We start from the raw sequence: 26,915 nt of genomic DNA on the forward strand, positions 1-26,915 counted from the left end.
GGCGTTCTTAGGTATATAGCCTCAACAACAACGTTGAAGAGGGTACTTCTACTTCAGAGCCTGCTTCACAGCCGGGTCGAAAGAAGCACGAATCCACAGCACGTTCGCAATGAACCATGCCGCGTACAGGGGCACGAAGCCGTAGCGCTGAGCGTCAATGACATTACCAATCAGAGACAGGATCGCCACGAACGCACCCAGAATTGCAAAAATCAGACCGACAGTCAGGCCCAGACGCTTGCCCTTCTGAATCGTGAAGTAGACCCAGATGTACACAACCGCAGAAACAACCAGCAGACCGATACCACCTGCAGCACCGACCTCCGGCAGACCCTTCAGCGGGGACAGGTTACCCGGTGCGAACGAGGAAATAACACCGTGAATCAAGCAGAGCAGCGCGGAGACAATCATAATCTCCTGCAGACGCAGAATCTTCGGGTGCTTGGTCGGCGAGTGGAACAGAATTCCGCGCGGCTCAGCGCCGCCTTCCTGAATATAAATAGCTTGAGTGTCCGAGGGAACCGCGTCGGAGCGGTAGGCACCCGGATCAAACGGGGGTTGAGCAGTCATCATTGTCTCCCAATACGTATGTGATTTCTCCCTCAATACTACCCGCCTACCGATTGGTTTCCAAAGTATGTATCCGTGTCGAACCCATATATGACAAAATCCCCTCCCCAACAAACACACAAGTCAGGATTACACGGCGCATAAATCCCCCTCAAAATATGAATAAAGGCGGGACTCCCCACAGGGAATCCCGCCTTCAAACAGTGTCAAAAAAGATAGAGAAAATTTATCCTGTTACCGCCGCGAGTTTGTCATATAACGGTGACTTAGCCTCGCAACGAACTAGCGCAGAGCATTAGGTCAGACCTTGGGTCTACGCCTCACCAGTGCCAGTGTCCTGCAGCTGTTGCAGAAGAGCCACAACAATCGGCAAATCCGCCGGAATCCACGGCAAACCCAGCAAATCATCGTACGCCTGCGCGTCATCCTTAGACTTCGGCAGCGGCATCCACCGCAGCGCGCTGTGATCTTCCAAAGTATCCGGAGTACCCGAAAGAATCTCCGCAAAGAACACGCGCATCGCCAGACGCTCGCTCAGACGCCAGCCCTGCGGGTACGCGCCGGGCACCTCAGCACCCAAACGCGCCTGCACGCCCAGCTCCTCCTTCAGCTCACGCACCAGCGCCTGCTCGCAGCTCTCCCCCGGCTCGACCTTACCGCCCGGGAACTCCCACATGCCGGCAACAGTCTGCGGCTCAGAACGCTGAGCCACCAGCATACGGGTCGGAGCCACCAAAGAATCGACCACGGCGGCGCCAACCACCTGAACCTCAAACGAGGGCGACACTTCACTCATCTTTCTCTACCTTCTTCTACGCTTTAGAATCCTTCATCGGATGCGCATCCTCAGCAGCGTGCTCCGCTACTTCCTTCTCGGCATCCTCAGTATTCTCAGGCTCAGGAGCTTCCTCCACGCCTTCCTGCCACTCTTCTTCCTCATCATTCATATTCGAGGCTTCTGCCACCTCACGGCGAATATTAGTGCCGTCATTCAGCAGAATCAGAAGGCGGTTGCCGTTCTTGAACTCCATGAGGAAGACATCCTCAAGCTCGACCTCAGCGGCACGCAACTGTAGGTACACCCAATCCTCGGTCTTGTGCGCATCCGCGATATCGCGAGTGACCAAGCTACCCTTCACAATCAGAGCAAAGTTCGGCACACCGTCACCCTTACGGATCACGCTCAGCGCACCGTTCGGTTCAATCTGAGCGAACTCAATGTCTTCCAGGTCGTAAATACCCTGCGCACGAAGGTCAGCAATCAGGCGCATCGGATCAAGAACCACATCTGCCTGCTGGAAGCTCTTAATATCGATATCACCATCCGTAATGACCGGCACGCGCTGCTCACGCACCGCCATATGCAGAAAACGAATCTTCGTGGTCGCCACGTTCAGCAGCTGAATCATGCACAGCGTAAACACCATGTAGATGACAAAGTAGAACAGGCTAATCTGCTTGCTGTACAACACGCCACCGAACACACCACCGATGACAAAGTTACCGATGGTATCAATCGGGGTCTGGTGCCCCGCCTGAGAACGGTGAGTCAGACGCAGGTACACCAAAAGAATGATCAGGCCAATGAAAATCTTTAGCAAACCATCAACGATCATCTCAACGGTCATAACAAAAATCTCCTAGAACTAAGCCCGGAAAATATCCGGCTCCAAATAAATGATGCGTGCCGCAGGAACAGCCTCGCGAATACGAACCTCAGCCGCGTCAATCTCATCAGCCACCGCACGACCAGTGTCAGCATCATGAATGCGAATCTTTGCCGCCACCAGAATCTCCTCAGGACCCAGGTGCACAGTCTTAATGTGGATAATGCGCTCGCTATCGCCATCCTCAATCGCCGCACGAATCTTCGCCAAATCCTCCGGCGAAGCAGCCTCACCCAAAATTAGGGACTTCATCTCCACCGCAAGGAACACAGCGATAAAGACCAACAGAATACCGATAGCCAGGGTACCGAACGCATCCCACAGACCATTACCGGTCAACAGAGTCAGACCCACACCAAAGAGCGCAAAAATCAGACCCAGCAGCGCACCCGCATCCTCCAGCAGAAGCACCGGAAGCTCCGGGTTCTTCGAAGTACGCAAGAAACGCATCCAGCTCTGCTTGCCCTTCAGATCACGCGACTCCTTCACCGCCACGCGGAACGAATTACCCTCCAGCAGAATCGAACCCACCAGAACAGCCACCGGAACCCACTGCCACTCAGTAATACCGTGCGGGTCATGCAGCTTCTCATAACCCTCATACAGAGCGAACAAGCCACCCAGGGCAAAGATAATAATCGAAACAATAAACGCGTAAATATAGCGGTTACGGCCATAACCAAACGGGTGCTCCTCATCAGCCTGCTTCTGCGAAGCGCGACCGCCCAGAAGAAGCAAAAGCTGATTACCCGAGTCAGCCACCGAGTGAATAGCCTCCGCCAACATCGACGAAGAACGAGTCAGCGCAAAAGCCAAAAACTTCAGCACCGCAATACCCAGATTCGCACCCAGCGCGGCAATAATCGCGCCCGAACCCGAATGACCAGAAGGAGCAGACATAATTTCCCTTTCTCAGCCCTAAACTAAAACTCTAAAACCTATGAGGCTAAGGCGGCCCACCGCTGTACCACAGCCGTGAACCGCCCAAAGCCTAGCGAGAAACGCCGCGCTGAGCCATCGCCGAAGCATACAGGCACACAGCAGCAGCCGTACCCACATTCAAAGACTCAGCCGAACCATAGACAGGAACAGCCACGCGCATAGTGGCGGCCGCCTTCTCTTCAGCGTTCAAGCCCTGCGCTTCATTCCCGAAAAGCCACATTGTCGGCTTCGAAAGATCAAAATTACCCTTCACACCGGACGGGGCGCTCGCCTCCACACCGGCACGACGAGCCGCAGTGTACTCGCTCAGCTCCTGCAGATTCACCGCACCATAGCCGTCAGCAGCCAACACAGCAGTACCCTGAGACTTCACATCCTCCGCGAAATCCTCCAGCTGCACGCCCTGAATAATCGGCACATGGAACAGCGAACCGGCGGTAGAACGCACCGTTTTCGGGTTATACAAATCCACCGAACCCTTAGTCGTAATCACCAGGTCGGCGCCAGCCGCATCAGCCACGCGAAGAATAGTGCCCGCATTACCCGGATCCTGCACACGAGACAGCACAGCAATCAGCTTCGGGTTCAACGCACCCTCACCCCACAGCAGCGCGAACGACGCATCCACCATAAAGGAAACCGCAATAATACCCTGCGGGCTCACCGAATCAGCCATCGCCTCCAGCACCTCATCGGTCACCACACGCATAAAGACGCGGCGACCCTCCTCCGGGGTGGGGGTGCCGTACACCTGCTCCAGCAGCTCTGCAATATCCTCATGACGGTCAAAAGCCGCCTCCGTGACATACACAGCGTCCAGGATGGGGCTCTTCAGGTGCGCCTTCAACGCCTCACGCACAGCCTGCGGGCCTTCCACCAAGAACTGGCCCTTCTTCGTGCGGGCAGCGCGGGTACGCAGCTTCGCAATATCGCACACACGATCTGCCTGCGGATTGGACATCACAACGGGGGTACTAATACGTTCAAAAAAGTTCACTCTTAAAGGGTACAGGCAAAGGCACACCCAAAAAACGCAGAACAGCCACAAGCACAACCCCCAGATACGCAGAAAGCGGCCGCCCACACTCAAAAGTGCAGACGGCCGCTCACGACGCTTAAGCATCCTACCCCGAACCTAGATCTTCGAGGCAAGAACACAACCTAGGCTCATTAAGCCTTGGGAGCCGAGGTGTCCTCGGGCAGGTTGTTCTTAGCAATCTCAACCAGTGCGTTGAAGGCAGCGGGCTCGTTAACAGCCAGCTCAGCCAGCATACGGCGGTCAACCTCAACACCAGCAGCCTTCAGACCCTGGATGAAGCGGTTGTAGGTCAGGCCCTGTGCGCGGGAAGCAGCGTTGATACGCTGAATCCACAGGCGACGGAAGTCACCCTTCTTCTTACGACGGTGGTCGTAGCTGTAAACCAGCGAGTGAGTGACCTGCTCCTTAGCCTTACGGTACAGGCGAGAACGCTGACCGCGGTAGCCGGATGCACGATCGAGAATAGTACGGCGCTTCTTGTGCGCGTTAACCGCGCGCTTCACACGTGCCACGTGTGTCTCCTTCGTCTTATGTCCTGAACAGCTCACATATCACGCTGAACAGGAGCGAGTCTTTAATCAGTGCGCACCACTATCGGTGCGCCAGGTGCAGAGAGTAAGCGTTGCTTACTTGCCCAGCATCTTCTTGACAACCTTTGCCTGGCCGCCGGTAACGATCTGGTCAGAAGCCAGACGACGGGTCAGACGAGAGGACTTGTGCTCCAGGTAGTGGCGGCGGTTCGCCTGCTGGCGCTTAACCTTGCCGCTACCGGTGAGCTTGAAGCGCTTCTTAGCACCAGAGTGGGTCTTCTGCTTCGGCATAGCTGCCGTTCTCCTTACATTCATCCCCCGCCACAGTGGCGGGGTAGCTTAGTGGGGCTGCGTACGCGAACGCATCAGCCCCAAGGACCAAAGGTGAGGCACCCCTCGCGAGGTGCCTCGGAACCGGCACCGGGTGAACCCGCAACACCCACCGAGCGGTGGAGGCGCGTGCCCATCCTAAAGTGACGACCCGGTTCCCTACTCGGCGGAAGCCTGTGCCTTCAACTCGGCAGGCATAGCGTCTGCCAAAGAATTAGTTACGGGCTTCGCCTTGGTCGTGTCAATACGCTCGCGACCCTTGCGACCGCCGGCGCCCTGCTCACGGCGAGCCTCTGCCTTACCGCGAAGCGGAGCCAGAACCATCACCATGTTGCGGCCATCCTGACGGGGGCGAGACTCAACAGTGCTCACCTCAGCCAGTTCAGCCGCCAGACGCTCCAGCAGACGCACACCCATCTCGGGGCGCTGCTGCTCACGACCACGGAACTGAATCATTGCCTTGACCTTGTCACCACCGGAAAGGAAACGACGAGCGTGTCCAACCTTGGTTTCGTAGTCGTGGGTATCAATCTTCAGGCGGAAACGGATCTCCTTCAGAACGGCATTAGCCTGCTTCTTGCGGGATTCACGAGCCTTGATTGCGGCTTCGTACTTGTACTTACCGTAATCCATGAGCTTGCACACGGGCGGCTTCGCGTTCGGGGCAACCTCGACCAGGTCGAGTTCGGCGTCCTCAGCCAGACGCAGAGCGTCCTTCAGAGGGACAACGCCTACCTGCTCGCCACCGGGACCGACAAGACGGACCTCGGGAACGCGGATACGATCGTTAATGCGTGGTTCGCTAATGACTAGCTCCTGTGCTCTGTGGGTTTCCCCGTGAATACTATCCGTTGCGGGCACTAAAAAAGCCCCCGCAGTTACACAAGCGGAGGCACAAACCAGCGTACGCCGAAAGCGGCGGACGAACCCGTTCACCTCAAAACTCGCAAACAAACGCCTGCGGCGGTCAACCGGGTGGGAGGCATGCTCCACTTGCAAACTGCCTACAACGATACCGCAGAATCCCCGACAGACGCAAGGAAATAGCGCAAAACACCATAAAAATTGCGGGGACTCCCCCAGAAAGTCCACAGAAGCACCCACTCTTAAGGACGCATTTACCGAAACAAACGAAATATGAGATTCTAAGACTATGAGCACTGAAAACACGAACTTCCGCTTCACTGCGGAAGAAGAAACCCCCGTACACGGCCACACCGAACTCACCGAAGAGCAGGTCGAAGCCGTCAACGAACAGCTGCGCGACATCGCAGACGTACCCGCCATCGAAATCATCAGCTCCGCAGCCATCCACATGATGAGCGCCGCAGCCGTCAAGTGCGGCCTGGCAGCAGACGAAAACGCCGACGACCTCAAGGACCTCGACGAAGCACGCAAGCTCATCACCGCACTGGCAGGCCTCGTCACCGCCGCAGCACCCGAAATCGGATCCCAGCACGCAGCACCCCTGCGCGACGGCCTGCGCACCCTGCAGCTCGCCTTCCGCGAAGCATCCCCCTTCCCGGACGAACCCGGCAAGGGCCCCGGCGAAAAGCTCACCGGCCCGGTGTACTAAACCAGCACGTGTGCTAAACCAACACGTGCAGTAAACCAGGACGTACGCTAAACCAGCTGGTCCACTAAGCCGCAACCTGGTTTATGTCATCACGAAGCCCCGCCTCCCTCGTACTGAGGAAGACGGGGCTTCGTCACATATAAAGCTTGTGCGAGCCTGTGCGGATAAGAAAACTACGCGGACTAGATAAGCGGGCTAGCGCGAACCGGTAGCTTTAGCGGGCACCCAATGTATCAAGAACGGTAGCTTTAGCGGGAACCAGCAGCCTCAAGAGCCTGCTCAAAACTAAAGTTACCCACATACAGCGCCTTACCCAGCACCACGCCCTCCAAACCATAAGGCACCATGGAACGCAGCTTCTCAAGATCAGCCAGCGACGCCACACCACCGGACGCCACCACCCGGCAGGCAGTCTGAGCCAGCACCTCATCCAGCAGCTCCGCACCGGGACCAGCCAGGGAACCGTCCTTGCTCACATCCGTAACGATATAGCGGCGCACGCCCGCACTCTCCAGCCACGCCAGCGCCTCCGCCAGGTCAGGGCCCGACCAGTCGGTACCGCGAGCCACAGTCACCCAGCCCCGCTCAGGGTTATAGCGGGCATCGAGCCCAAGAGCCAGAAGATCAGAATCGGCATAACGAGCCAGAGTGCTTTCAAGCCAGGAAGAATCCGCCAGAGCCGCACTGGTCACGTTCACGCGATCCGGGTTCAGGCTCAGGGCGCGCTCCAGACTCTCAGCATTACGCACACCGCCGCTGACCTGAATACGAACCGGAGCGGAGTCGCGGGCATTCTCGGCACGGACGGCAGCAACCACCTCAGCCAGAACCTCAGTATTCGTGCCGCGACCAAACGCCAAATCAAGGTCAACCAGGTGAATCCAGCGAGCACCAGCCTTCACCCAGGTCAGAGCCGCCTCAACAGGGTCAAGGCGTTGCTCACCACCGGACAGGGTGCCACCCACCGGGCGCACCGCATAGCCTTCAGAAATATCAACAGCGGGCAGAAGTTCAAGAACGGGTGCAGACATTAGTTACCTCCCGCAGCAGTAGCGGAGTCGCCAGAAAACAGGCGACCGGTCACCGTCAGGGACGCAACCCAGCGGCGCATAAACTCCGCCCCCAGCTCGCCAGAACCTACCGGACAGAACTGCACCGCCGTCAGCGGACCGTTCTCAACCGCCGCGATATAGGCGGGCTCGGTGACAGTCCAAGTCACCGCCGGAGGGGCAATATATTCAATGCTCTGATCAAAAGCCCACTCAAAAACGCCGTGCTCAGACTTGAAGTGAGCCTCGCCCTCAAGATCCTTGAGCAGCACACTATCGGAGGAAGAACGCAGGGCAGAAACACCGGGCACCAAGTCGCGGGTAGAAAGCTCCACGCTCTCGCCGGGCCACTCCCCCATGCACTGAACCTGAACCTGCCCCATCTGCGGATGCTCCACCGTAACCGAATCGAAGAGGCAACTCAGTGCTGCACCGGCAACCAACACCGGACGACCACCGGCAACACGGCGACCAATCACACGCTCAGCGTCCTTAGCTTTCAGGTCTTCATACGCCTCAAGAGAGCTCGCACCGCCGGTAACCACCATGCCGTCAGCCTCACGCAGCTGATCGGGCACAGCGGTCACGATGACCTCCGCCCCCGCATCCTGAAGAAGCTTCACCAGGGCGCCACGAGTTCCGGGTTCCCCCAAAACGGCAACCACAGGACGAGCAGTCTGAGCATTCTGTACAGATTCAGTTTCGACGGGTGCGGATTCAACGGGAACAGGCATCGGTGCGCTCCTATTTCATAGGCTCAAGAATTCGGCTCAAGCGCTCTAGCTTGAGAGATAGCGGATTCGGAGTCAAGACATCAAGCTCATGCAGAAGCCAACCACACGCGGGTCCATGCTTAGCGCTGAGTCTGAGGAATTTCCAGACGCTGACCGGCATCAACAGAGGTGCTGGTCAACGAGTTCAACTCCATAATACGAACCACAGTATCACGGGTGTCACCCTGCGGATCCACCGCCTGAGCAATATCCCACAGGGTCTCTCCGTGCTTGACCACAACGACGGTTCGAGTCACCGAAGCGTTCTCCACGGAGGCAGAAGCCGCCGGACCAAAGAAGCTAATAGCGCCGAGCACAATCAGTGCCGCCAAAGTCAGCAGAGGCAGACCCTTCAGGAAACCGCGCACAGTGCCAAGACGACGAATAGAAGAGGGAACCGCGCGCAGAAGCTCGCCACCCTTAGCCAGAAGAGCACTCTTCGCGCCAGGCGCCTGAGCCGCAGAAGATGTCTGAGCAGAAACGGCGGGGGTAGAAGCAGCAGAGGCAGAAACAGCAGGAGCGTGGGCGGGCTGAGCCACCTGCGCAGGACGGGGTGCATGAGCCGCACGAGAAGAGCGAACAGACTGCGAAGACGCAGGCACACGAGAACGCCCCTGCATGGTGCGGGCCGACACGGTGCTGGCGGACGCAGTGCGGGCGGGGTGAAGTACCACCAAACCTGCCGGAAGGTGTGCAGAAGTGCCACGAGAAGCAATAGGTGCTGCAGTAGTCATTGTGGTTCCTTTCTCTCAGCTCGCCCCGGGGTTGCCCCGCGGGTCTAGCAATGCCGAGCGATACCCGCTCGGAGGTCCTAGTTGAGTGATAACTATGGAGTGGTGATTGTTAGGCGATAACTATTGGGTAGCTAGTCCCTAGTTAGGTCAGAGCGTCGGATGCACCGGGCTGCGCTGGGTCGCACTGGGTGACCCCGGAACCCCATCCCCTGCGCTCTCTCTTCGCCAGATGCTCCCTAGAGCATCCAAGGTAGATCATGCGAAGAGAGAGGCAGAGGATTCGAATACATTCGAACACCCATTCACTCTCCTCTCCCGAAAGACTCCGGGTTGAATCTTCGAATATTTTTCGAACATTCACCCGTAAATCCTGAATTCCAGGAGAGATTCAAGAGTATATACGAACTCTTGTTCTAAAGTCTAGCAGAGATGTACTAAAAATTTCTTCGAGTTTCGAAGAAAAAATCTAGAATATTTGTTTGAGTTTTTCGGTGTAGTGTTCTACACTGGTGTCAAGAGACGTTCCACACGCTCCTGATGAGTCCTACTCACAGCAGGTTTCTGTACCCGTTACGGTTTGATTCTGTATCGAATGCAGGTGCTGCTGACTGAGTTTTATAGGGCGGAGGCGCATACTCGTTGCCTGCGTATCGCTCCGGTATCGCTCCGGCACGGATAGAATTCCTCCACCCCCTGACGAGATAAGACCCATTTCGGCAGAACCAAAAAATTTTTAGGACTTCACCAGAAAACGTGTGAAGCACCCATCCGTGCCCCGACCGGACTGTGTCTCAAACAGACTGCAGAGACCGGAGTACAGAATTCGGGGCACAGACCGAAGGAAAAGAAATGGCAACAGCACCCCGTCCGGCGCTGACCGCGCGCCAGCAGAAGATTCTTGACGCGATCCGCACCGAGATTGAACAGAAGGGTTACCCGCCGTCCATGCGCCAGATTGGTGACATGGTGGGTCTTGCGTCCCTGTCCTCGGTCACTCACCAGCTCGGTCGCCTCGAGACCATGGGCTACATTCGCCGCGACCCCAAGCTCCCCCGTGCCATTGAGGTGCTGGATGAGAACGGCATCGGCATCCACGGTAGCGCTTCCTCTTCCCTGCCCGAGCTGCCGAACTTCGAAGTCGGCGATGAGGACCTCGTACCCGTTCCCCTGGTTGGACGAATTGCAGCGGGCGGCCCCATCACTGCCGAGCAGTCCGTGGAGGATGTGCTCGCTCTGCCCCGCCAGCTGGTCGGTAGCGGCAAGCTGTTCATGCTCAAGGTCAAGGGTGATTCCATGATTGACGCCGCAATCTGCGACGGCGACTGGGTGGTTGTCCGCGAGCAGCACACCGCAGACAACGGCGATATTGTTGCTGCGCTACTTGACGACGAGGCAACCGTGAAGGTGTTCCGTCAGGTCGACGGCCATACCTGGCTCATGCCGCGCAACTCCAACTACGAGCCGATTATGGGCGACCGCGCAACCGTCATGGGTAAGGTCGTATCCGTGCTGCGCAGTCTCTAGACAGCACAGCCTCTAAAAGACATAGCCGCGAGGCTTTTAGCTCTCTATAGAAATCACCCCGGTGATACGTAAACGTTCACGTATCACCGGGGTGATTTCTATATGTCTAAATTTATATGCCCAAAACGGGGCGGCGGCGCGGCAAGGAATGGATCTCGCCCGAGCTAACGCTCAATACTCGCCGAAAGACGAGCCAGCGCACCAATCACGGCTGCCTTATTCTGCGTCGACCACATCGGCGGCATCGCCTTCATCAAGAAACCGCCGTAACGTTTAGTCGCCACACGAGAATCCAGTACAGCCACCACGCCGCGGTCAGACACCGAACGAATCAGGCGGCCCGCGCCCTGCGCCATACGAATCGCCGCATGGTGAGCAGAAACCGCCATAAAGCCGTTACCGCGGTGACGGTTCACCGCCTCCGTACGAGCCTGCGCAATCGGGTCGTCCGGGCGGGGGAACGGAATGCGGTCCATCACCACCAGGCGGCAAGAGTCACCCGGAACATCCACGCCCTGCCATAGGCTCATCGTTCCGAACAGGCATGAGTCAACGTCCTCGCTGAACTCCTCCACCAGAGCCTTGAGCGAAGACTCACCCTGCAGAAGAATGTTCAGGTCGCTATGCTCACGCATGTACTCGGCGGCACGCTCAGCGGCACGCTTCGAGGAGAACAGGCCCAGGGCGCCGCCCTCCGACGCCTCGCACAGCTCACGCAGACGCTCCAGCTGACCCTCGTGCACACCAAATCCCGGAGGCTTCAAATCTCCGGCAACGTACATGATGCCCTGCTTGCGGTAGTCGAAAGGTGAACCCACATCGATACTCGTCCAGCGCGGCGCACCCTCCCCTTGCAGTCCCAGGGCAGCGGCTGCAACATCAAAAGAGTCACCCACCGTCAGGGTCGCACTCGTCAAAATCACGGTGCGGTCAGCGAACAGACCGTCACGTAGCTGCAAACCGACGCTCAACGGAGCGATATTCAGGGTCGCCGGGTCGGTATCGGAAGCAGCCACGTAGCGGCCGTTCTCCCAACCGCCCTGACGAGAAATCCACAGAACGTCCTGCTCGCCCGAAGCCTCCAGAATGCGGCTGCTCATATCGTGCACCTCAGAGACACGCGAGCGCGCCATCTGCAGGCCGGCGTCAACGTCCTGACCGTCCGGTTTGGTATCGGACAGGGCGGTGCGGGCGGCATCGTTGACCGCAGAAATAGCGGTCAAAAGGCGACCGTCCAGGCCTTTCAGCAGGCCCTCGGCAAGACCCTCGAACGCGGTCTCCAGGGTGCCGGCTGCCATTTCCAGTGCGCCGGAATCAGCCTTCGAATGCTTCTTCACGCTACGTGCCGCACGGCGAACCATCGCAACCGTCAAAGAACCAGACACAGCACCGGTCACGCGGTCCACCAGCTCATGAGCCTCATCAATAATGACCGTCTCATGTTCGGGCAGAACCTTCATGCCTTCAAAAGCGTTAATCGCCAGCAGGGCGTGGTTCGTGATGACAATGTCAGCCTCAGCGGCGCGACTACGCGCCATCTCGCTAAAGCACTCTTCCACCAGCGGGCAACGGCGACCCAAACACTCGGCGGCGCTGACCGATACCTGAGCCCAGGCGCGGTCAGAGACGCCGGGCTTCAGCTCGTCACGGTCTCCGGTCTCCGTGCGGTCAGCCCACTCGCGCAGGCGCACCACTTCCTCACCCACGCGGGAGGTCGAAGAAGGCATGTCAAAGAGAGCATCCGGTTCGTCTTCCGGGTAGCCACCCTCCAGCTTGTGCAGGCAGAGGTAGTTATTGCGGCCCTTAAGCAGAGCCACCTGCGCCTGCGACTCCGGGCGCGGTTCCAGCGCTTGTAGAAGACGCGGAATATCGCGGTTCACGATCTGCGCCTGCAGGGCAAGGGTCGCCGTCGCAACCACAATCGGCTGATCCGACTCCCCCACCCGCGCCAGGGCAGGAACCAGGTAGCCCAGGGACTTACCGGTACCGGTACCCGCCTGGACCAGCAGGTGACGCTGCAGCTCAAGAGCCTGCGCCACATGCGCCGCCATGGTGCGTTGACCGGCGCGGTTCTGACCGCCGGTGGCGGCAACCGCCTCGTCCAGCAGGGTCAGGGCATCCTTCGCACCGGGCAGGGTCTCAAGCTCCTGCCCGGTGAATCGGGTGCCGTCGGTTGCCGGTCCGGGTACAGTTCCCGGGGTGTTTTTGGGCGCGTTGATGCTCTCGGTCACGCTCGTCCGCCCCTATAGAGCCTCAGCGGTGGAGGACTGCTCGGAAACAGAAGCGGTCGCTTCAGCCAGAGCGTGTGCCTCTGCAAGTTCCTCTTCCAGGACCTCTAGCAGGTCACCCTCCAGCACATACTCGGACAGTTCGGAGGCTACATCCTCACGGACCAGAGCCACCACGAAGGTGCCGTCCGATACGAAATCGGTGCTCTTAATTTCGGCGTCCCATTCATGCAGGCGCGAAATAATCTCACCGTGCGAGTACGGAATCAGCAGCTTCACCTCAATGGAGGGGCGCGGAATGGTGTCCGCGATCTTCTGCTTCAGCTCCTCAATGCCCTCACCGGTACGCGCCGAAACGATCACGTGCTCCGGCTCGCGCTGGCGCATACGCTCCAGCACGAACGGGTCGGCGGCATCCGCCTTATTCAGCACAATGATCTCGGGGATATGGCGGGCGTCAACCTCCGCGATGACCTCGCGGACAGCACGAATCTGCCCCTCCGGGTCCGGGTGCGAAGCATCCACCACGTGCAGGATGACGTCAGCGTCAGCGACCTCTTCCAGGGTGGAGCGGAACGCCTCCACCAGCTGGGTCGGCAGCGAACGCACGAAACCCACCGTGTCAGAGAGGGTGTAGCCGATACCGTCCGGGGTCTGAGCCTTACGGACGGTCGGGTCCAGCGTCGCAAACAGGGCGTTCTCCACGAGCACGCCGGCATCGGTCAGGCGGTTCAGCAGGGAGGACTTACCCGCGTTCGTGTACCCGGCAATAGCCACCGAAGGCACGCGGTTACGGCGACGGTTCAGACGCTTCGTCTCACGCGCCGGCGCCATCGCAGCGATCTCACGCTTAAGCTTCGCCATGCGAGCGCGCAGGCGGCGGCGGTCCATCTCAATCTTGGTTTCACCGGGACCACGCGAACCGATACCCTCACCGGCTGCGGCGCGGCCACCCGCCTGACGAGACAGGGACGCACCCCAACCACGCAGACGCGGCAGCATGTACTCCAGCTGAGCCAGCTCAACCTGCGCCTTACCCTCGCGGGACTTAGCGTGCTGAGCGAAAATGTCGAGAATCAGGGCGGTGCGGTCAATGACCTTGACCTTCACGATGTCTTCGAGGGCACGACGCTGCGAGGGAGCCAGTTCGGAGTCGACGATGACGGTGTCGGCGCCGGTCGCCTCCACAATGTCCTTGAGTTCCAGCGCCTTACCGGAGCCGAGGAAGGTGCCGGGGTCCGGCTTGAGGCGGCGCTGAACCAGGCCGTCCAGAACCTCGGAACCTGCGGTTTCAGCCAGTGCCGCGAGCTCACGCAGGGAGTTCTCTGCGTCCTCTACGGTGCCTTCAGTCCACAGACCAGCCAGCACCACGCGTTCCAGGCGCAGCTGGCGGTACTCGACTTCGGTGACGTCTTCAAGTTCGGTGGAGAGGTTCGCGATACGGCGCAGTGCGCGGCGCTCAGCGAGATCTTCCTGGTCACCGTCATATTCGGAGTGTTCGCGCTGAACGTCAGAAATTTCGCGCGCGCGAGTATCCAGCACACGGCGGCTATTGTTGCCGTGGGTGCTGGAAGAGTTATCGCTGTGATGCGCGGTACCGGCTGCGTCATAAGTAGTGACGGAGGCGGCGGCCTGGGAGCGGCCCAGAACGCGGTCTACGGTGCGGCGCAGCTGCTCATCACTGGGCAGCTTTTCGGTATCAGATACGGGGATGTTCTTAGAATTCATACGACTCTAATTCTACCGCCGTTGCCCGCATCAGGTAGGGGGTTCGGTCGTCTGTGCGCTCAGGGCGTGCAAGCTGCTGACCTGCCCCGTGCATTCTCTGCCCGTGTGCGGCGGGTTCTTGCCCTACCGGTACACTGGATAGCATGAGCGAGCAGCATTATTTCTCTGAAACCCCCGAGACCGAATTCAAGCCCCGCCCGGTGCAGGTGGAGCTTGCCGGCCGCAAGGTCACCGTCACCACAGCTAACGGCATTTTCAGCCCCTCCGGTATTGATAAGGGCACCGCTATTTTGCTGCAGGAAGCACCCGACCCGCAGGGCGAACGCATGCTCGACATCGGCTGCGGTTGGGGTCCCATTACCCTGACTTTGGCGATGCTCGCACCGCAGGCGCAGGTGCACGCGGTGGATGTGAACTCCCGCTCCATTAGCCTGACCGAACGCAACGCCGCCGCTCTCGGCCTGTCCAACGTCACCGTGGGAACCCCCGAATCGGTTGACCCCGAACTGCGTTTTGACACCATCTGGTCGAACCCGCCGATTCGCGTGGGCAAGGAGGTTCTGCACGAGATCCTGCTGACCTGGCTGCCTCGCCTGGCGCCTGGTGGTGACGCCTACCTGGTGGTTCAGAAGAACCTGGGCTCTGATTCTTTGCAGAAGTGGATGGACGCGCAGCTTGAGGAGCTGCACCCCGGCGAGTTTGAGGTGTCGCGCTATGCGACCTCGAAGGGCTTCCGTATTCTGCAGGTACACCGCTACGAGGACTAAAACCTCTGGCGCTATTTGCTTAAAACATAAAAGCGGCGGGTGTTTTCTGAATTTATTGTCAGAAAACACCCGCCGCTTTTGTCTATAAAATCTCTGGTCCAGGGCTGCCCGCTATTGCAGCCGACTATCGTAGCACGACGGTCGCAACCATCTGCGCCGGACCAGCCAGAACAACATGCTCCAGGTCATCCGGGCCCAGCACGAAAGTCACCGCGAGGGTACCGCCGGGCACATGCACCAGCCACTCATCCGGTGCTTCCTCGCCGCCCCAGAAACGGGTCGCAGCAGCAGCCGCACACGCGCCGGTACCGCAGGACAGAGTCTCGCCCACGCCACGTTCGTGCACGCGCATACGGATAGCGCCCACATGCGCGCCGCTCTCAACGTCCAGGTCGACCGGCACCACAAACTCAACGTTCGTGCCGTTGACCGGGGCGGGGTTCACCTGAGGCAGGCTGTGCAGGTCCAGGCCGTCCAGCTTACCGTCGGAGCCGAGCATCACCACGGTGTGCGGGTTACCCATCGAAATGGACAGGCCAGCACGCGGAGTCTTCAGGCCGCGAGCAGACACCAGGCAGTCCTCGCCACCCTCGCGGGCAGCCTCACCGTGAATGAAGCTCCACGGACCCATATCAATCGCGTAACCCTCTTCGGTACGCGCCACAGTCTTGACGCCGGCACGGGTACCAATCTTGACGGTCTCGCCCACCTCAAGCTCAATCAGGCCCTCGGTGCGCAGGTACTCCACGAACGCGCGCACACCGTTGCCGCACATTTCAGCGATAGAGCCGTCACCGTTGCGGTAGTCCATGAACCAGACAGCGTCCGGGTGCTCCTCGAGCAGCTTCTGACCCGCGCGGGAGGCAGTGCTGCGGGCAGCACGAATGAAGCCGTCCGCGCCAATGCCGAAGTGTCGGTCGCAGGCGCGGGCTACCAGCTCGGGGGTGAGGGCAATTTCTGCGTTCTCGTCCGTCAGAAAGATGAAGTCGTTACCAGTGCCGTGACCCTTGGTGAGGGTCAGGCCTGCCAGCTCGCCCCAGATGGAAGGGTTCTCGCTCATATGCTGTCCTTAAGGTTGGTGACCTGTCCGTTTATGATTTTACCGCGCCGACCGGTTCGAGGGGGTATCTGTTCGGCTGCGGCTCGTTATTGTGGCTTATCGGGTGCTTTCGCGGATGATGGCTTCCGCCTCATCTGCAAGGGTGGGTGAGAGCGCGTCCAGCCAGTGCACGCGCGGGTCCGCACGGAACCAGGTCAGCTGGCGGCGCGCAAACTGGCGAGTCGCAATGGTCGTATCTTCAATCGCCTGCTCCTCGCTGTAGTCCGCATCCTCAAGGGCGCGAGCGAACTGTGCGTAACCAATCGCGCGGGAGGCAGTCTTACCTTCCTGCAAACCCTGCTCGTTTAGGGCGCGAATCTCATCGAGCAGACCCTGCTCGTGCATCAGCTCCACACGGCGGTGCAGACGCTCGTGCAGCAGGGCACGATCCATATCCAGACCAATCTGAATACTCTCCGTCATGTACTCGCGCACCGGCATGAACGCCGAGAACGGGCGACCCGTCACCTCGAACACCTCCAGGGCGCGAATAATGCGGCGCTCATCCTTCACGCGCGCAGCCGACTCCGGGTCTACCTCCGCCAGGCGGGCGTGCAGAACACCAATACCCTCGGTACGCGCCTGTTCCTCCAGACGCTCACGCACCCGCGCATCCGTGCCGGGAAACTCCAACCTATCCAGGGCAGCACGCACATACAGGCCGGAACCACCCACCAGAATCGGGTAGCGGCCACGGCCGCGAATCTGCTCAATCAGCTCACGGCTACGCTCCTGAAACTCCGCCACGGATGCCTCATCCCGCACGTCCATAATGTCCAGCAGGTGGTGCGGAACGCCGCGCATCTCCTCCGCAGTGACCTTCGCGGTACCAATATCCATACCCCGGTAGAACTGCATAGAATCAGCGTTAATGCACTCACCGTTCAGTCGCAGAGCCAGCTCAATGGCGAGCGCGCTCTTACCGGTGCCGGTCGGGCCCACAATAGCGATAACGGGCAGAGTTTCGGAGATAGTCATGCGCCCCATTCTACCGGTTCCCTCACCCCCACTTGCGGTGGCGGTGCGAGCCCGAAGAACAGGGCGCATGATTCGTTATAGGTTTTAGGGGCGCAGACCGATGGTCGGCATGCCCAGGCCCACCGGCGCACCGGGCACCTGGGTGGTGCCGGTACCGCACGAGTCAGCCTGGGAGCGGTCCCACGCGTCACCGGCGCGGGTGCGGCGCAGCTGGTACTGCTCGGCGGTCGGGTCAGAAATCAGGTGGAAGGAACCAGCCTCGGTAATGGGCACGGTGACCATGTCGCCGGGGCGGGGAGTCTCGCAACCCTCGGGCACCGAGAAGTGCACGAGGCGCTGGTCCGGGCCACGACCGGAGAGGCGGTGGGTCTGGTCCGCCTTACGACCTGCCTCCGCAACGACCATCAGTTCAACGGTCTTACCGAGCTGCTTGCGGTTCTCCTCACCGGCGATGCGGTCCTGCAGTGCAATCAGACGCTCGTAGCGTTCCTGCACGACCTCCTTGGGCACCTGGTTCTCCATGGTCGCCGCGGGGGTGGCGGGGCGGATTGAGTACTGGAAGGTGAACGCGGAGGAGAAACGAGCCTGCTCCACAACCTTCAGGGTGTCCTGGAAGTCCTCTTCAGTCTCGCCGGGGAAGCCCACAATGATGTCGGTGGTAATCACGGCGTTCGGGATGCGCTCGCGCACCTTGTCTAGAATGTTCAGGAACTTCTTGGAACGGTAGGAGCGGCGCATGTCCTTGAGCACCTTGTCGGAGCCGGACTGCAGCGGCATGTGCAGCACGGGCATGACGTTCGGGGTCTCCGCCATCGCGTCAATCACGTCGTCGGTGAACATTGCCGGGTGCGGGGAGGTGAAGCGTACACGCTCCAGGCCCTCAATCTCACCGCAGGCACGCAGCAGCTTGGAGAACGCCTGGCGGTCGCCGAACTCCACGCCGTAGGAGTTCACGTTCTGACCGAGCAGGGTCACCTCGATAGCGCCGTCGTCGACCAGCGCCTGAACCTCAGCGAGAATGTCGCCGGGGCGGCGGTCCTTCTCCTTACCGCGCAGAGACGGCACGATGCAGAAGGTGCAGGTATTGTTACAGCCCACCGAGATGGACACCCAGCCGGAGTACACGTGGTCGCGCTTAGTCGGCAGGGTGGAGGGGAAAACTTCGAGGGATTCGAGCAGTTCTGCCTGCGCCTCGTGGTTGTGGCGGGCACGCTCCAGCAGGGTGGGGAGGGCACCAATGTTGTGGGTGCCGAACACAACGTCCACCCAGGGCGCCTTCTCGATGATGGCGTCCTGGTCCTTCTGCGCCAGGCAGCCACCCACGGCGATCTGCATGCCCTTGTGGGCGCGCTTGACCGGTGCCAGCTGACCGAGGTTGCCGTAGAGGCGGTTGGAAGCGTTTTCGCGGACCGCGCAGGTGTTGAACACCACCAAGTCGGGCTGGGTGCCTTCCTCAGCGCGAACGTAGCCGTTAGCCTCCAGAAGGCCGGACATTCGTTCGGAGTCGTGCACGTTCATCTGGCAGCCGAAAGTGCGCACTTCGTAGGTGCGGGGGCTGGTTTCGGGGGTCTGGGCGGAATCGCTGAGGGTCGAAGTCATGCCCTATAGGGTATCCGATGGGGGATAATGGCTCTATGCAGGTTTCCCTTAGTAGTAACTTTCCGGCTCTGTCACCGAACGATTCTTCCGCCCCCGCCCCTGACGGGGAGCTTCTGAGCACCCTCATTGAGGAGGCGATTGCCGCCTACTCCCCCGTGCCGCCTCAGGCGAGCGCTGATTCTGCCTCGATGCGTCAGACCCTGATGCAGCTGCTCAGCTGGGCGCATTCTTTGGAGCAGGTGGCTGCCCGCACGGTTGAGCGCGTGCAGATTCTGGGCACCGGCATGCGTTCCGTTGTGGTGCGTGTGGTGTATGAGCCTGCCGCCGAGTCTGCGCAGTCTTTCGAGTCTACACAGTCTTTGCCGACCTCGATTATTGTGAAGCGTTACCGCCGTAAGGATTCGACGGTGAACGCGGGCGGTTTCGGGTACCTGCGTGAGCGCTACGGTTTGGAGGCGCTGAACCGGCAGGTTCCGGGTCTGTTCCCGCAGCTCTACGGCGCGGATCCTGAGCTGCGCGTGCTGGCGCTGGAGGATGTGAGCGCCGGAACCGTTGAGGGCGAGCAGTATTCGGTTGCCCACGCCCTGCTGGAAGGCACCGAACAGCAGGCGCTGGACGCGCTGAACTACTACATTGAGGCGTACCGTTCCCTTGCCGCCAGCGGCATTATGGGTGAGACGGTGGAGGATTACCGTCTGAACCTGGCGCGTGCCGACCGCAAGGCGCAGTTCCCGGGCGCTATTGCCTCGCCGGGACTGGCTGAGCGCGGCTTGAAGAAGCTGTACGGTGTGGCTGATGAGGCGCGCGCACCCGAGCAGGGTGCTGACTCTAGCCCCGTCTCTGCCTCCGCTGAGCATGAGGATGCGCCCGTTCTTCCCGCCGCAGTTGAGGAGCTGTCCTTCCGCTTCCGCCGTGTTCTGCTGCCCTTCTTCACCAAGCGCCCGCCCGTGCCCGAGCAGTTCAAGCTCAACCGTGGACGTGTCTATATGCTCTCGTCGGGCGATTTTTCGCCGCAGAACGTGCTGATTGGTTCAGCGGACGGCGCGCAGGTGCGCATGGTCGATGCGGAGGGCACCTGCCTGCACCACCGAGGCTTCCCCTTCGTTGAGGCGATGCTGGGATTCCCCTCCTCGCCGGAGTACCCGCGCTACCGTGTGGACCGCAAAAAGGCGCTACCGGCGCTGTACTCTGCCCTCTTTGAGGACGCCCCGCTGGATGAGCACCTGGCGGAGGATTTGGCGGTGTGCACGGCGGTGACCGTGTGCGCCCTGTTGGAGCTGTACTTTTCTTCGGCACGTTCCGATCTGTTGCCTCGTATTCGCCGTGAGGGTGCGCAGCTGATGCGCTTGCTGTTGGAGATCGCCGGTTCTCAGGATGCAACCCTCGCCGAGTTCGCGAACCGTCTGGGGGCCGTTGAATAAGCAGCAGAGTAAACAGCGGATATAGCCTTCGACAAGGCTTTTTATAAGGATCAAAAACGTAAAGGGTGAGCCCGCCACAGAGTGTGTCTGTAGCGGGCTCACCCTTTATAGTGCCTATTTTCTCGGTCACCCCGGCATGGGTCTATCCGTGCGTGCGGAATGTATTACTTCGCTCTCTACCAGAGCTCGTCCTCTGCACCGTAGGCGGCGAGTTCCTCACGAATCACCGACATCGACACCGAGGAGGAGTACCCGCGGCGAGCCAGCATCCCCAGCAGTCGGCGAGTCACCCTATCCTTTTCAGCGCGGTCGCTCAGATCCATGCCGGGGCGCAGCTTCTTACGCACCAGATCGGCGGCGTCCTCACGTTCCTGCTCGTCGGTGCGCTGAGCCAGGGCATTCTCCGCCTCTTCACCGCGCACCCCGCGTTCAGCGAGCTCACGGCGCAGCGCGGCGCGGGAGAGCTTCTTGGTGCGGCTCTTCTGCGCCACAAAGCTTTGGGCGTATTCGGCGTCGTCAATGAGTTTTGCCGCCTCGAACTTATCGAGCAGCGGCTCAATGAGCTCCGCATCGAAGCCTTCTGCCTGCAGCTTCTTCCGCAGCTGACCTCGGGTTTTTGCCGAGTACGCCAGCTGGTTGTACACGATGGTTTTAGCGCGTGTGTAGGGGCCTGTTTCTTCCGCGGCTCGGGCGGCACGCACCTTCTGCTTCCAGGAAGGCACGTTACTTTCCGGTTGTGAGGAAGCATGTCCCATCTGAGAGCCGCCCGGTTGGGAGCCGCGTGCTCGAGAACCGCCCTTTGGGGATCCAGCCGAAGCGGCACGGCGCTTTCCGGTACCAACGCCCTGCGCCTCCTCCTCGGCAATACCGCGGATGAGTGCTTCTTCGGCGGGGGTGAGTTCTTCGTTCAAGCTACTTCCCTCCCTGAATAGGTTGCTCCCCGAGCCGCGGCCCGCAGGACTCTTGCGGGTTTCCTCGTCGTCACTTCGAGCCCCAAAGGCGGGCGCGTAGGGCGAACGGCTCCGCATTTTCTCTTGCTGCACCGCGCTCATGCGGCGGAACCCACGCTTGTAGTCGGTGTTCTTGGAGGCACGCGAAGATTTGCGTTTCTTCTGCTTATCCCGCTGAGCGGCTTGCCTCTCGATCTCTTCCTTCTCTTCGGCAGTGAGCCCCGATCCGATGGAGGCGGCACCCGCTCGACTCATGCGCCCCGCCGCCATAGGGCGCGGCTCGGCACCGCCGGGGGTGAAGGCACGAGCGGGCGCTTCGTCAATGGAGACGGCGGGCAGGTTCGGGTCAACGAGCAGGCTGCGGCGCGGGGATTCACTACCTTCCTCAGAACTGCCATCTTCAAAGTTGGCGGGCACAGCCTGCAGGGGCAGCTCGGGTACGCGGAACTCCCCGGCGTAGTCGCCGCCGTTATCGCGGGCGATGCTTTCTTCAACAAAGCCGTGCGCGGCGGGGTGCCAGTCCGGGAACTCCTCAGCGGCTACCGAATCCGCGGTCCTGTTCCGCACCCACTTTTTGGGGGCGTTTTCTGTGGCCGCTGACTTCTTCTTAGGCGCTGGCTTCTTCTGAGGCGCGGGCTTTTCAGCCTGCCGCGCTTTCGGCTTGGTTTTCTGGGGTGCGGTTTCTTGGCCCCCACGCTGCTCCGCTATTGCTTCTGCGAGTGCCGCTTCGTCCGAGGGTACCCAATATTCCCCTGCGTACTCTGCTTCAATGTACGAAGGCTCTGCCGGATACGCAGGTTCGTCCTCGTAGGGAGGTTCGCCCTCATAGGGAGGCTCATCAGGGTATGGGGGTTCATCAGGGTATGGGGGCTCATCCTCATACGGGGGCTCTTCAACAGAAGGAGGTGTAACAGCGGCAGGCACCTCCCAGCTGAGGGTGGGCTCAGCCAGGGGCGCGGGTGCCTCAAAATTGAGGGCCTCGAAGCCGTCTACCTCAACCGGCGGGGCAACAGGCTCAAAGGAAACAAAGTTACCAAGCGCTGAGGAACCGAAGTGCGGTTCGGTCGCCTCCAGCGCCGCAAAACCGGCGTCGCCGTCACGCGCGCTGTTTTGCTCACGCTCTTCATGACCGTTCTGTTCCGTCATGCGCTGTTCCATCATGCACTGCTCCGTCATGTTCAGTTCCTCCTCTCCCCTGTGTTGGCGCTCGCTTGATGACCCGTGCGCCCGGCTATACAGCGCTCCCCCATTGTAACGAGGCGTTGTCCCGGCGCCCCCTGATACTCCCCTTAATGCGCACCCGTTAACGTGTTTCTTCCGTTAACGACAGATTGCCGTGCACCGTGCGGAATGCACAGCACACGGCAATTAGTCGTGGCGTTAGCAAGAAGCTACGCGGGCCGGTTTAGAACTCCTCAGCCAGCTCGTCCAGCGGGTCGTTACCCTCGGACTCAGCGGCTACCTGCTCCTCAGCTTCTTCCTCAATGATGCCCAGCTTCACCAGAACCTTGTACTGCAGTTCCTCGGTGAGCTCGGGGTTGTCCTTGAGCAGCTTACGAACGTTCTCGCGGCCCTGGCCCAGCTGCTCACCGTCGTAGGTGAACCATGCGCCGGACTTCTTGACGATGTCGTTCTCCACCGCCAGGTCCAGGATGCCGCCCTCAACGGAGATACCCTCACCGTAGAGGATGTCGAACTCAGCCTGCTTGAAGGGCGGAGCCATCTTGTTCTTCACGATCTTGGCGCGGGTGCGGTTACCGATCGGGTTAGCGCCGTCCTTGAGGGTCTCAATGCGGCGGATGTCGATACGGACCGAAGCGTAGAACTTCAGCGCCTTACCACCGGTGGTGGTTTCGGGAGAGCCGAAGAAGACACCAATCTTCTCACGCAGCTGGTTGATGAAGATTGCGGTGGTGCCGGTTGCGGAGAGGCGGCCGGTAATCTTACGCAGAGCCTGGCTCATGAGGCGAGCCTGCAGACCCACGTGGGAGTCACCCATGTCGCCTTCAATTTCGGCGCGGGGTACCAGTGCTGCAACGGAGTCGACGACCACGATATCAACGGCGCCGGAACCAACCAGCATGTCCATGATTTCCAGCGCCTGCTCGCCGGTGTCGGGCTGAGAGACCAGCAGCTGGTCGATGTCCACGCCCAGCTTTGCCGCGTAGATCGGGTCCAGCGCGTGCTCGGCGTCGATGAACGCTGCCACGCCGCCTGCCTTCTGAACGTTCGCTACAGCGTGCAGTGCAACGGTGGTCTTACCGGAGGACTCGGGACCGTAAATCTCGATGACGCGGCCGCGGGGCAGACCGCCAATACCCAGAGCGGCATCCAGGGCGATAGCGCCGGTGGAGATGACCTCGGTCTTGGTGATTTCCTTATCACCCAGGCGCATGACTGCACCCTTGCCGTAGTTCTTGTCGATCTGTGCCATCACGGCTTCAAGTGCCTTGGCGCGACCCTCTTCGGGAACGCGAGCTACGCTCTGAGACTTGGTGTTCTTAGCCACGGTAGTACCTCGTTCTTTGTGTTGTCAGTGGTTGACGGGAGTAATGTTTCTTCGGAATCGGTGGGACTCGTGATCGAGACCTTGAAGGTTTTGGCCTACCGGTTCCTTCTGAGACTACTCTAGGGTCACAGCCTGACAGGATAAGGCCATTTTTTAAAATCTGTGGAAAACTTTGAAGATTTTTCCGAAAAATTCCTGATGTGGAAAAGTCTAGCACGAGTCGAACAAAATTACGACCCAGTTTCGAATAAATCGGATAGGGTTTCGGCATATATTTTCGAAAAACCCCGGATTCTCGGCTAATTATTCGAAAATACCTCCCGCACAGGCGCTAGCACTCGAACAAATGCCAGGGAACAGACGCTAGGCCCGCCCATACGCTAGAACACGCCAGGCTCACTACCTAGCGCAACGGCTCCTTATCGGGACCCAGGCGGCGCTCCTGCGGAATCTCCTGCTCCTCACAGATTGCAAGCCACACGTCCTTCGGGTTAACGCCCTGATCCAGCGCCTCCGCAGCGGTCACATGGCCCAGCGAACCCAGCACCAAGTCACGCGCCAGCACCGGAGCATACCCAGCACCGAACTCATACTCCATGCACGCCCAAAATTCGCTCAGCTTCACAAGCGCTCCTTCCGCTTCACCGCTAGTTTGCTTCATAATTCGTCACATCGCCCGATAGTAAACCGAGAATAAGCGATGCCGCACACCCCCACCTTACGGGGATGCACGGCATCGCTTCACGTTTAGCGCGGCATGTGCCGCCTCTCGTTACTTCGAGAGAATGTAGTAATCGCTCTTGTACTGCTCAGACATTTCAGCCGGAACAGTATCCGGAATCTGAACGCCCTCGAGAACCGCCATACGGTCGGCAACCTCACGCAGCATCTGGGACATCGGAATGTCCAGAGCCTGGCAAATCCACGCCAGCAGTTCGGAGGAAGCTTCCTTCTGACCGCGCTCAACTTCGCTCAGGTAACCGAGGGAAACACGGGCACGCTGAGAAACCTCGCGCAGGGTGCGGCCCTGACGCTGGCGAACATCGCGAAGAACCTCACCGATTGCCTGTCGCAGGGGAACAACCTTAGCTTCCTCAACGACCGGGGCGACCTGTCGGGGGGTCTCCTCGATTTCCTTCCACTTAGTAATGCCATTAATCGATACGCGCTGCTTAGCCATGAGCTTCTATATCACTTTCCTGAGTAGGTATTCCCGACCTGCGGGACTGTACAGAGTTAAGCCTAACTGATTTTTGAGGCATGAGCTAGGAGCCTCGCCATTTTCGTCCTCTTCTTATGGCTTGTATCTATTCAAACAGGCGAACCTATGCCTTTATTCCTGCGGAGCTGAAAGAACCCTGTGAATATATTTGAACCGTAAATTTTTTTAGGTAGGCGCCGCACCGACGACGACACAGCCGTTCCAGGCACAGCCCAGCCCAGCCCAGCCCAGCCCTAGCACGCTACGCCAGCTCGTCCTTCAGAACCCCACCGGCACCGCCGCGCACCGCACGCGCCAGCAAAGCAATCGCATCCGCGCTCGCCGCCGCACGAATCTGCGCGCGATCCCCCGAATAGTGGCGCTCAAACACCTCAGAACCGCCAGGGGAACACACACCGATATAGACCGTACCCACCGGCTGGCCATCCGCAGAATCAGGACCGGCAACACCCGTGGTCGACACCGCATAATCGGCACCGCACACACGCGCCGCACCGACCGCCATCTGCACAGCCACCGCAGGATGCACCGCACCCTCACGCGCCAGCAGCTGAGCGTCCACGCCCAGCACCTGAGCCTTCACCTCGTAGGCATAGGAAATCACGCCGCCGCGGTAATACGCCGATGCACCCGGCACCGTACAAATCGCGCCGCCCACATCCCCGCCGGTCAGCGACTCAGCCGTCGCCACCTGCACCGGGCCCTCCTGGGCGGCGCGCAACTGCACCGCATCGCGCAGTAACAGCGCCGCCGCCTCCGGGGTACCGGAGAAAACCTCAGCGGAGGAAAGCTCAAGGGACAGAGCATCTTCAAGTACGAGGGGAACCATTATTCTCTCCTTTCAGCGGCGAACCGCCGCCCAAAACCTCACGCGGCACACAACGCGCCGCAGGTACAGCGAAGGGGAGCAGCGCACGCCACTCCCCTCGCCTCTAATGACCGCCGCCCTGGGAGGCCTGAGCCTGCAACCAGTTACGACGCAAAATATACGCATCACGCACATACACCAGGCCGGTCCACACGGTAATCGCGGTGACCGCGCCCATCAGAACCCAACCAGGAATCAGCCAGCCAAGACCCAGCTGGCCCAGCGGCAGAAGCATCAGCACCAGCGCCACCGTCTGCAGCACGGTCTTAATCTTGCCGCCCTTACTAGCGGCCATCACACCGTACTTAATAACGAACAGACGCATGATTGTGATGCCCCACTCGCGCAGCAGAATCACAATCGTGACCCACCACCACAGCTCACCCAGCGCCGACAGCACAATGAACGCCGCGCCAGTGAGGAACTTATCGGCAATCGGGTCAGCAATCTTACCGAAGCTCGTAATCAGGTTACGCGAGCGCGCCAGGTAGCCATCCGCCCAGTCCGTGAGCATGGCAAGAATGAAAATAATCCACGCCAGCCAGCGGTGCGTCGGATCAGCGGCACCAAAAGTACCGCCCGCAACCAGGGCAACAATGAAGAAAGGAACCGCAATAATACGCAGAACCGTCAACACATTCGGCACATTCCAGTTCGAAGGCTTCGCTGTGCTGACCGCACCGGCGGATGCGGAATTGCGAGCTTCACTCATAACGGCTCCTTACGGGTAGATGGCTTTCGACGGTGAGAGACCGCGTACGCACCGACACCTAAACGTATCGGGGATACGCAAACACCCCGTACCGTCCATT

General features: G+C 59.8%; 26 protein-coding genes. 4 read left to right on the top strand and 22 right to left on the bottom strand.

The window, feature by feature from the left end:
- Positions 1 to 48: 48 nt before the first annotated feature.
- The 8 genes from HMPREF2980_RS07935 to infC form a co-directional block, all read right to left on the bottom strand.
- Positions 49 to 570: a hypothetical protein gene (locus HMPREF2980_RS07935; RefSeq protein WP_049341773.1), complete on the bottom strand. Its 522-nt coding sequence runs from the start codon at positions 568 to 570 to the stop codon at positions 49 to 51.
- A 313-nt stretch (positions 571 to 883) separates the two neighbouring features.
- Positions 884 to 1,366, bottom strand: a complete 483-nt coding sequence (locus tag HMPREF2980_RS07940; RefSeq protein WP_070594154.1) for a (deoxy)nucleoside triphosphate pyrophosphohydrolase — start codon at positions 1,364 to 1,366, stop codon at positions 884 to 886.
- Between the two features lie 16 nt (positions 1,367 to 1,382).
- Positions 1,383 to 2,198, bottom strand: coding sequence for a DUF421 domain-containing protein (locus tag HMPREF2980_RS07945; RefSeq protein WP_070691300.1), 816 nt, complete (start codon positions 2,196 to 2,198; stop codon positions 1,383 to 1,385).
- A gap of 18 nt (positions 2,199 to 2,216) precedes the next feature.
- The gene (locus HMPREF2980_RS07950) at positions 2,217 to 3,137 is read right to left on the bottom strand and encodes a cation diffusion facilitator family transporter (RefSeq protein ID WP_070691302.1); all 921 of its coding nucleotides are present in this window, start codon (positions 3,135 to 3,137) and stop codon (positions 2,217 to 2,219) included.
- A gap of 91 nt (positions 3,138 to 3,228) precedes the next feature.
- Positions 3,229 to 4,140, bottom strand: coding sequence for a TrmH family RNA methyltransferase (locus tag HMPREF2980_RS07955; RefSeq protein ID WP_246823714.1), 912 nt, complete (start codon positions 4,138 to 4,140; stop codon positions 3,229 to 3,231).
- A 209-nt stretch (positions 4,141 to 4,349) separates the two neighbouring features.
- Positions 4,350 to 4,730: a 50S ribosomal protein L20 gene (rplT, locus tag HMPREF2980_RS07960; protein WP_005507127.1), complete on the bottom strand. Its 381-nt coding sequence runs from the start codon at positions 4,728 to 4,730 to the stop codon at positions 4,350 to 4,352.
- Positions 4,731 to 4,844: 114 nt separating this feature from the next.
- A complete protein-coding gene (rpmI, locus tag HMPREF2980_RS07965) occupies positions 4,845 to 5,039 on the bottom strand; it encodes a 50S ribosomal protein L35 (RefSeq protein WP_004006287.1) in 195 nt (64 codons plus the stop codon).
- Positions 5,040 to 5,237: 198 nt separating this feature from the next.
- Positions 5,238 to 5,939, bottom strand: a complete 702-nt coding sequence (infC, locus tag HMPREF2980_RS07970) for a translation initiation factor IF-3 (protein WP_005507875.1) — start codon at positions 5,937 to 5,939, stop codon at positions 5,238 to 5,240.
- Positions 5,940 to 6,231: 292 nt separating this feature from the next.
- Here infC and HMPREF2980_RS07975 point away from each other — a divergent pair, with 292 nt between their 5' ends.
- Positions 6,232 to 6,654 (top strand): DUF1844 domain-containing protein, encoded by a 423-nt coding sequence (locus tag HMPREF2980_RS07975; protein ID WP_005507125.1) that lies wholly within the window; start codon positions 6,232 to 6,234, stop codon positions 6,652 to 6,654.
- A gap of 248 nt (positions 6,655 to 6,902) precedes the next feature.
- Here HMPREF2980_RS07975 and HMPREF2980_RS07980 read toward each other — a convergent pair whose 3' ends face one another.
- From HMPREF2980_RS07980 to HMPREF2980_RS09370, 3 genes are all read right to left on the bottom strand, one after another.
- Positions 6,903 to 7,685, bottom strand: a complete 783-nt coding sequence (locus tag HMPREF2980_RS07980) for a HisA/HisF-related TIM barrel protein (RefSeq protein WP_070691306.1) — start codon at positions 7,683 to 7,685, stop codon at positions 6,903 to 6,905.
- On the bottom strand, positions 7,685 to 8,437 hold the full coding sequence (locus tag HMPREF2980_RS07985) for a type 1 glutamine amidotransferase family protein (protein WP_005507878.1): 753 nt from the start codon (positions 8,435 to 8,437) through the stop codon (positions 7,685 to 7,687). The genes HMPREF2980_RS07980 and HMPREF2980_RS07985 overlap by 1 nt, the downstream gene beginning before the upstream one ends.
- A gap of 119 nt (positions 8,438 to 8,556) precedes the next feature.
- A complete protein-coding gene (locus HMPREF2980_RS09370) occupies positions 8,557 to 9,210 on the bottom strand; it encodes a LysM peptidoglycan-binding domain-containing protein (protein ID WP_083313520.1) in 654 nt (217 codons plus the stop codon).
- An 849-nt stretch (positions 9,211 to 10,059) separates the two neighbouring features.
- On the opposite strand from HMPREF2980_RS09370, the gene lexA reads away from it, so the two are divergent.
- Positions 10,060 to 10,734, top strand: a complete 675-nt coding sequence (gene lexA, locus HMPREF2980_RS07995; RefSeq protein ID WP_049341736.1) for a transcriptional repressor LexA — start codon at positions 10,060 to 10,062, stop codon at positions 10,732 to 10,734.
- Between the two features lie 164 nt (positions 10,735 to 10,898).
- On the opposite strand, the gene HMPREF2980_RS08000 is transcribed toward lexA, so the two are convergent.
- The gene (locus HMPREF2980_RS08000) at positions 10,899 to 12,965 is read right to left on the bottom strand and encodes an ATP-dependent DNA helicase (RefSeq protein ID WP_083313521.1); all 2,067 of its coding nucleotides are present in this window, start codon (positions 12,963 to 12,965) and stop codon (positions 10,899 to 10,901) included.
- 12 nt (positions 12,966 to 12,977) lie between these two features.
- Positions 12,978 to 14,690, bottom strand: a complete 1,713-nt coding sequence (hflX, locus tag HMPREF2980_RS08005) for a GTPase HflX (protein WP_070691309.1) — start codon at positions 14,688 to 14,690, stop codon at positions 12,978 to 12,980.
- 143 nt (positions 14,691 to 14,833) lie between these two features.
- Here hflX and HMPREF2980_RS08010 point away from each other — a divergent pair, with 143 nt between their 5' ends.
- Entirely contained in the window at positions 14,834 to 15,457 is a 624-nt protein-coding gene (locus tag HMPREF2980_RS08010; protein ID WP_049341729.1) for a class I SAM-dependent methyltransferase, read from the top strand.
- Positions 15,458 to 15,581: 124 nt separating this feature from the next.
- Here HMPREF2980_RS08010 and dapF read toward each other — a convergent pair whose 3' ends face one another.
- From dapF to miaB, 3 genes are all read right to left on the bottom strand, one after another.
- Positions 15,582 to 16,517 (bottom strand): diaminopimelate epimerase, encoded by a 936-nt coding sequence (dapF, locus tag HMPREF2980_RS08015; protein ID WP_049359377.1) that lies wholly within the window; start codon positions 16,515 to 16,517, stop codon positions 15,582 to 15,584.
- A gap of 96 nt (positions 16,518 to 16,613) precedes the next feature.
- A complete protein-coding gene (gene miaA, locus HMPREF2980_RS08020; RefSeq protein WP_070691312.1) occupies positions 16,614 to 17,534 on the bottom strand; it encodes a tRNA (adenosine(37)-N6)-dimethylallyltransferase MiaA in 921 nt (306 codons plus the stop codon).
- Positions 17,535 to 17,618: 84 nt separating this feature from the next.
- Positions 17,619 to 19,133: a tRNA (N6-isopentenyl adenosine(37)-C2)-methylthiotransferase MiaB gene (miaB, locus tag HMPREF2980_RS08025; protein ID WP_070691315.1), complete on the bottom strand. Its 1,515-nt coding sequence runs from the start codon at positions 19,131 to 19,133 to the stop codon at positions 17,619 to 17,621.
- A 35-nt stretch (positions 19,134 to 19,168) separates the two neighbouring features.
- On the opposite strand from miaB, the gene HMPREF2980_RS08030 reads away from it, so the two are divergent.
- Entirely contained in the window at positions 19,169 to 20,554 is a 1,386-nt protein-coding gene (locus HMPREF2980_RS08030; RefSeq protein ID WP_070691318.1) for a hemin ABC transporter substrate-binding protein, read from the top strand.
- 176 nt (positions 20,555 to 20,730) lie between these two features.
- Here the strand turns inward: HMPREF2980_RS08030 and HMPREF2980_RS08035 are convergent, their stop codons facing one another.
- From HMPREF2980_RS08035 to pgsA, 6 genes are all read right to left on the bottom strand, one after another.
- Entirely contained in the window at positions 20,731 to 22,680 is a 1,950-nt protein-coding gene (locus HMPREF2980_RS08035; protein ID WP_246823708.1) for a regulatory protein RecX, read from the bottom strand.
- A gap of 229 nt (positions 22,681 to 22,909) precedes the next feature.
- A complete protein-coding gene (gene recA, locus HMPREF2980_RS08040) occupies positions 22,910 to 24,013 on the bottom strand; it encodes a recombinase RecA (protein ID WP_060823733.1) in 1,104 nt (367 codons plus the stop codon).
- Between the two features lie 403 nt (positions 24,014 to 24,416).
- Positions 24,417 to 24,638, bottom strand: a complete 222-nt coding sequence (locus HMPREF2980_RS08045; protein ID WP_005507110.1) for a DUF3046 domain-containing protein — start codon at positions 24,636 to 24,638, stop codon at positions 24,417 to 24,419.
- 147 nt (positions 24,639 to 24,785) lie between these two features.
- A complete protein-coding gene (locus tag HMPREF2980_RS08050) occupies positions 24,786 to 25,193 on the bottom strand; it encodes a helix-turn-helix domain-containing protein (RefSeq protein ID WP_005507109.1) in 408 nt (135 codons plus the stop codon).
- A 283-nt stretch (positions 25,194 to 25,476) separates the two neighbouring features.
- Positions 25,477 to 26,067 carry a CinA family protein gene (locus tag HMPREF2980_RS08055; RefSeq protein ID WP_070687925.1) on the bottom strand — a complete coding sequence of 197 codons (591 nt, stop codon included), beginning with the start codon at positions 26,065 to 26,067 and terminating at the stop codon, positions 25,477 to 25,479.
- 100 nt (positions 26,068 to 26,167) lie between these two features.
- Entirely contained in the window at positions 26,168 to 26,815 is a 648-nt protein-coding gene (pgsA, locus tag HMPREF2980_RS08060) for a CDP-diacylglycerol--glycerol-3-phosphate 3-phosphatidyltransferase (RefSeq protein ID WP_012903912.1), read from the bottom strand.
- Positions 26,816 to 26,915 lie beyond the last annotated feature (100 nt).

The organism is Rothia sp. HMSC076D04 (assembly GCF_001814645.1).
Taxonomy (GTDB): domain Bacteria; phylum Actinomycetota; class Actinomycetes; order Actinomycetales; family Micrococcaceae; genus Rothia; species Rothia mucilaginosa.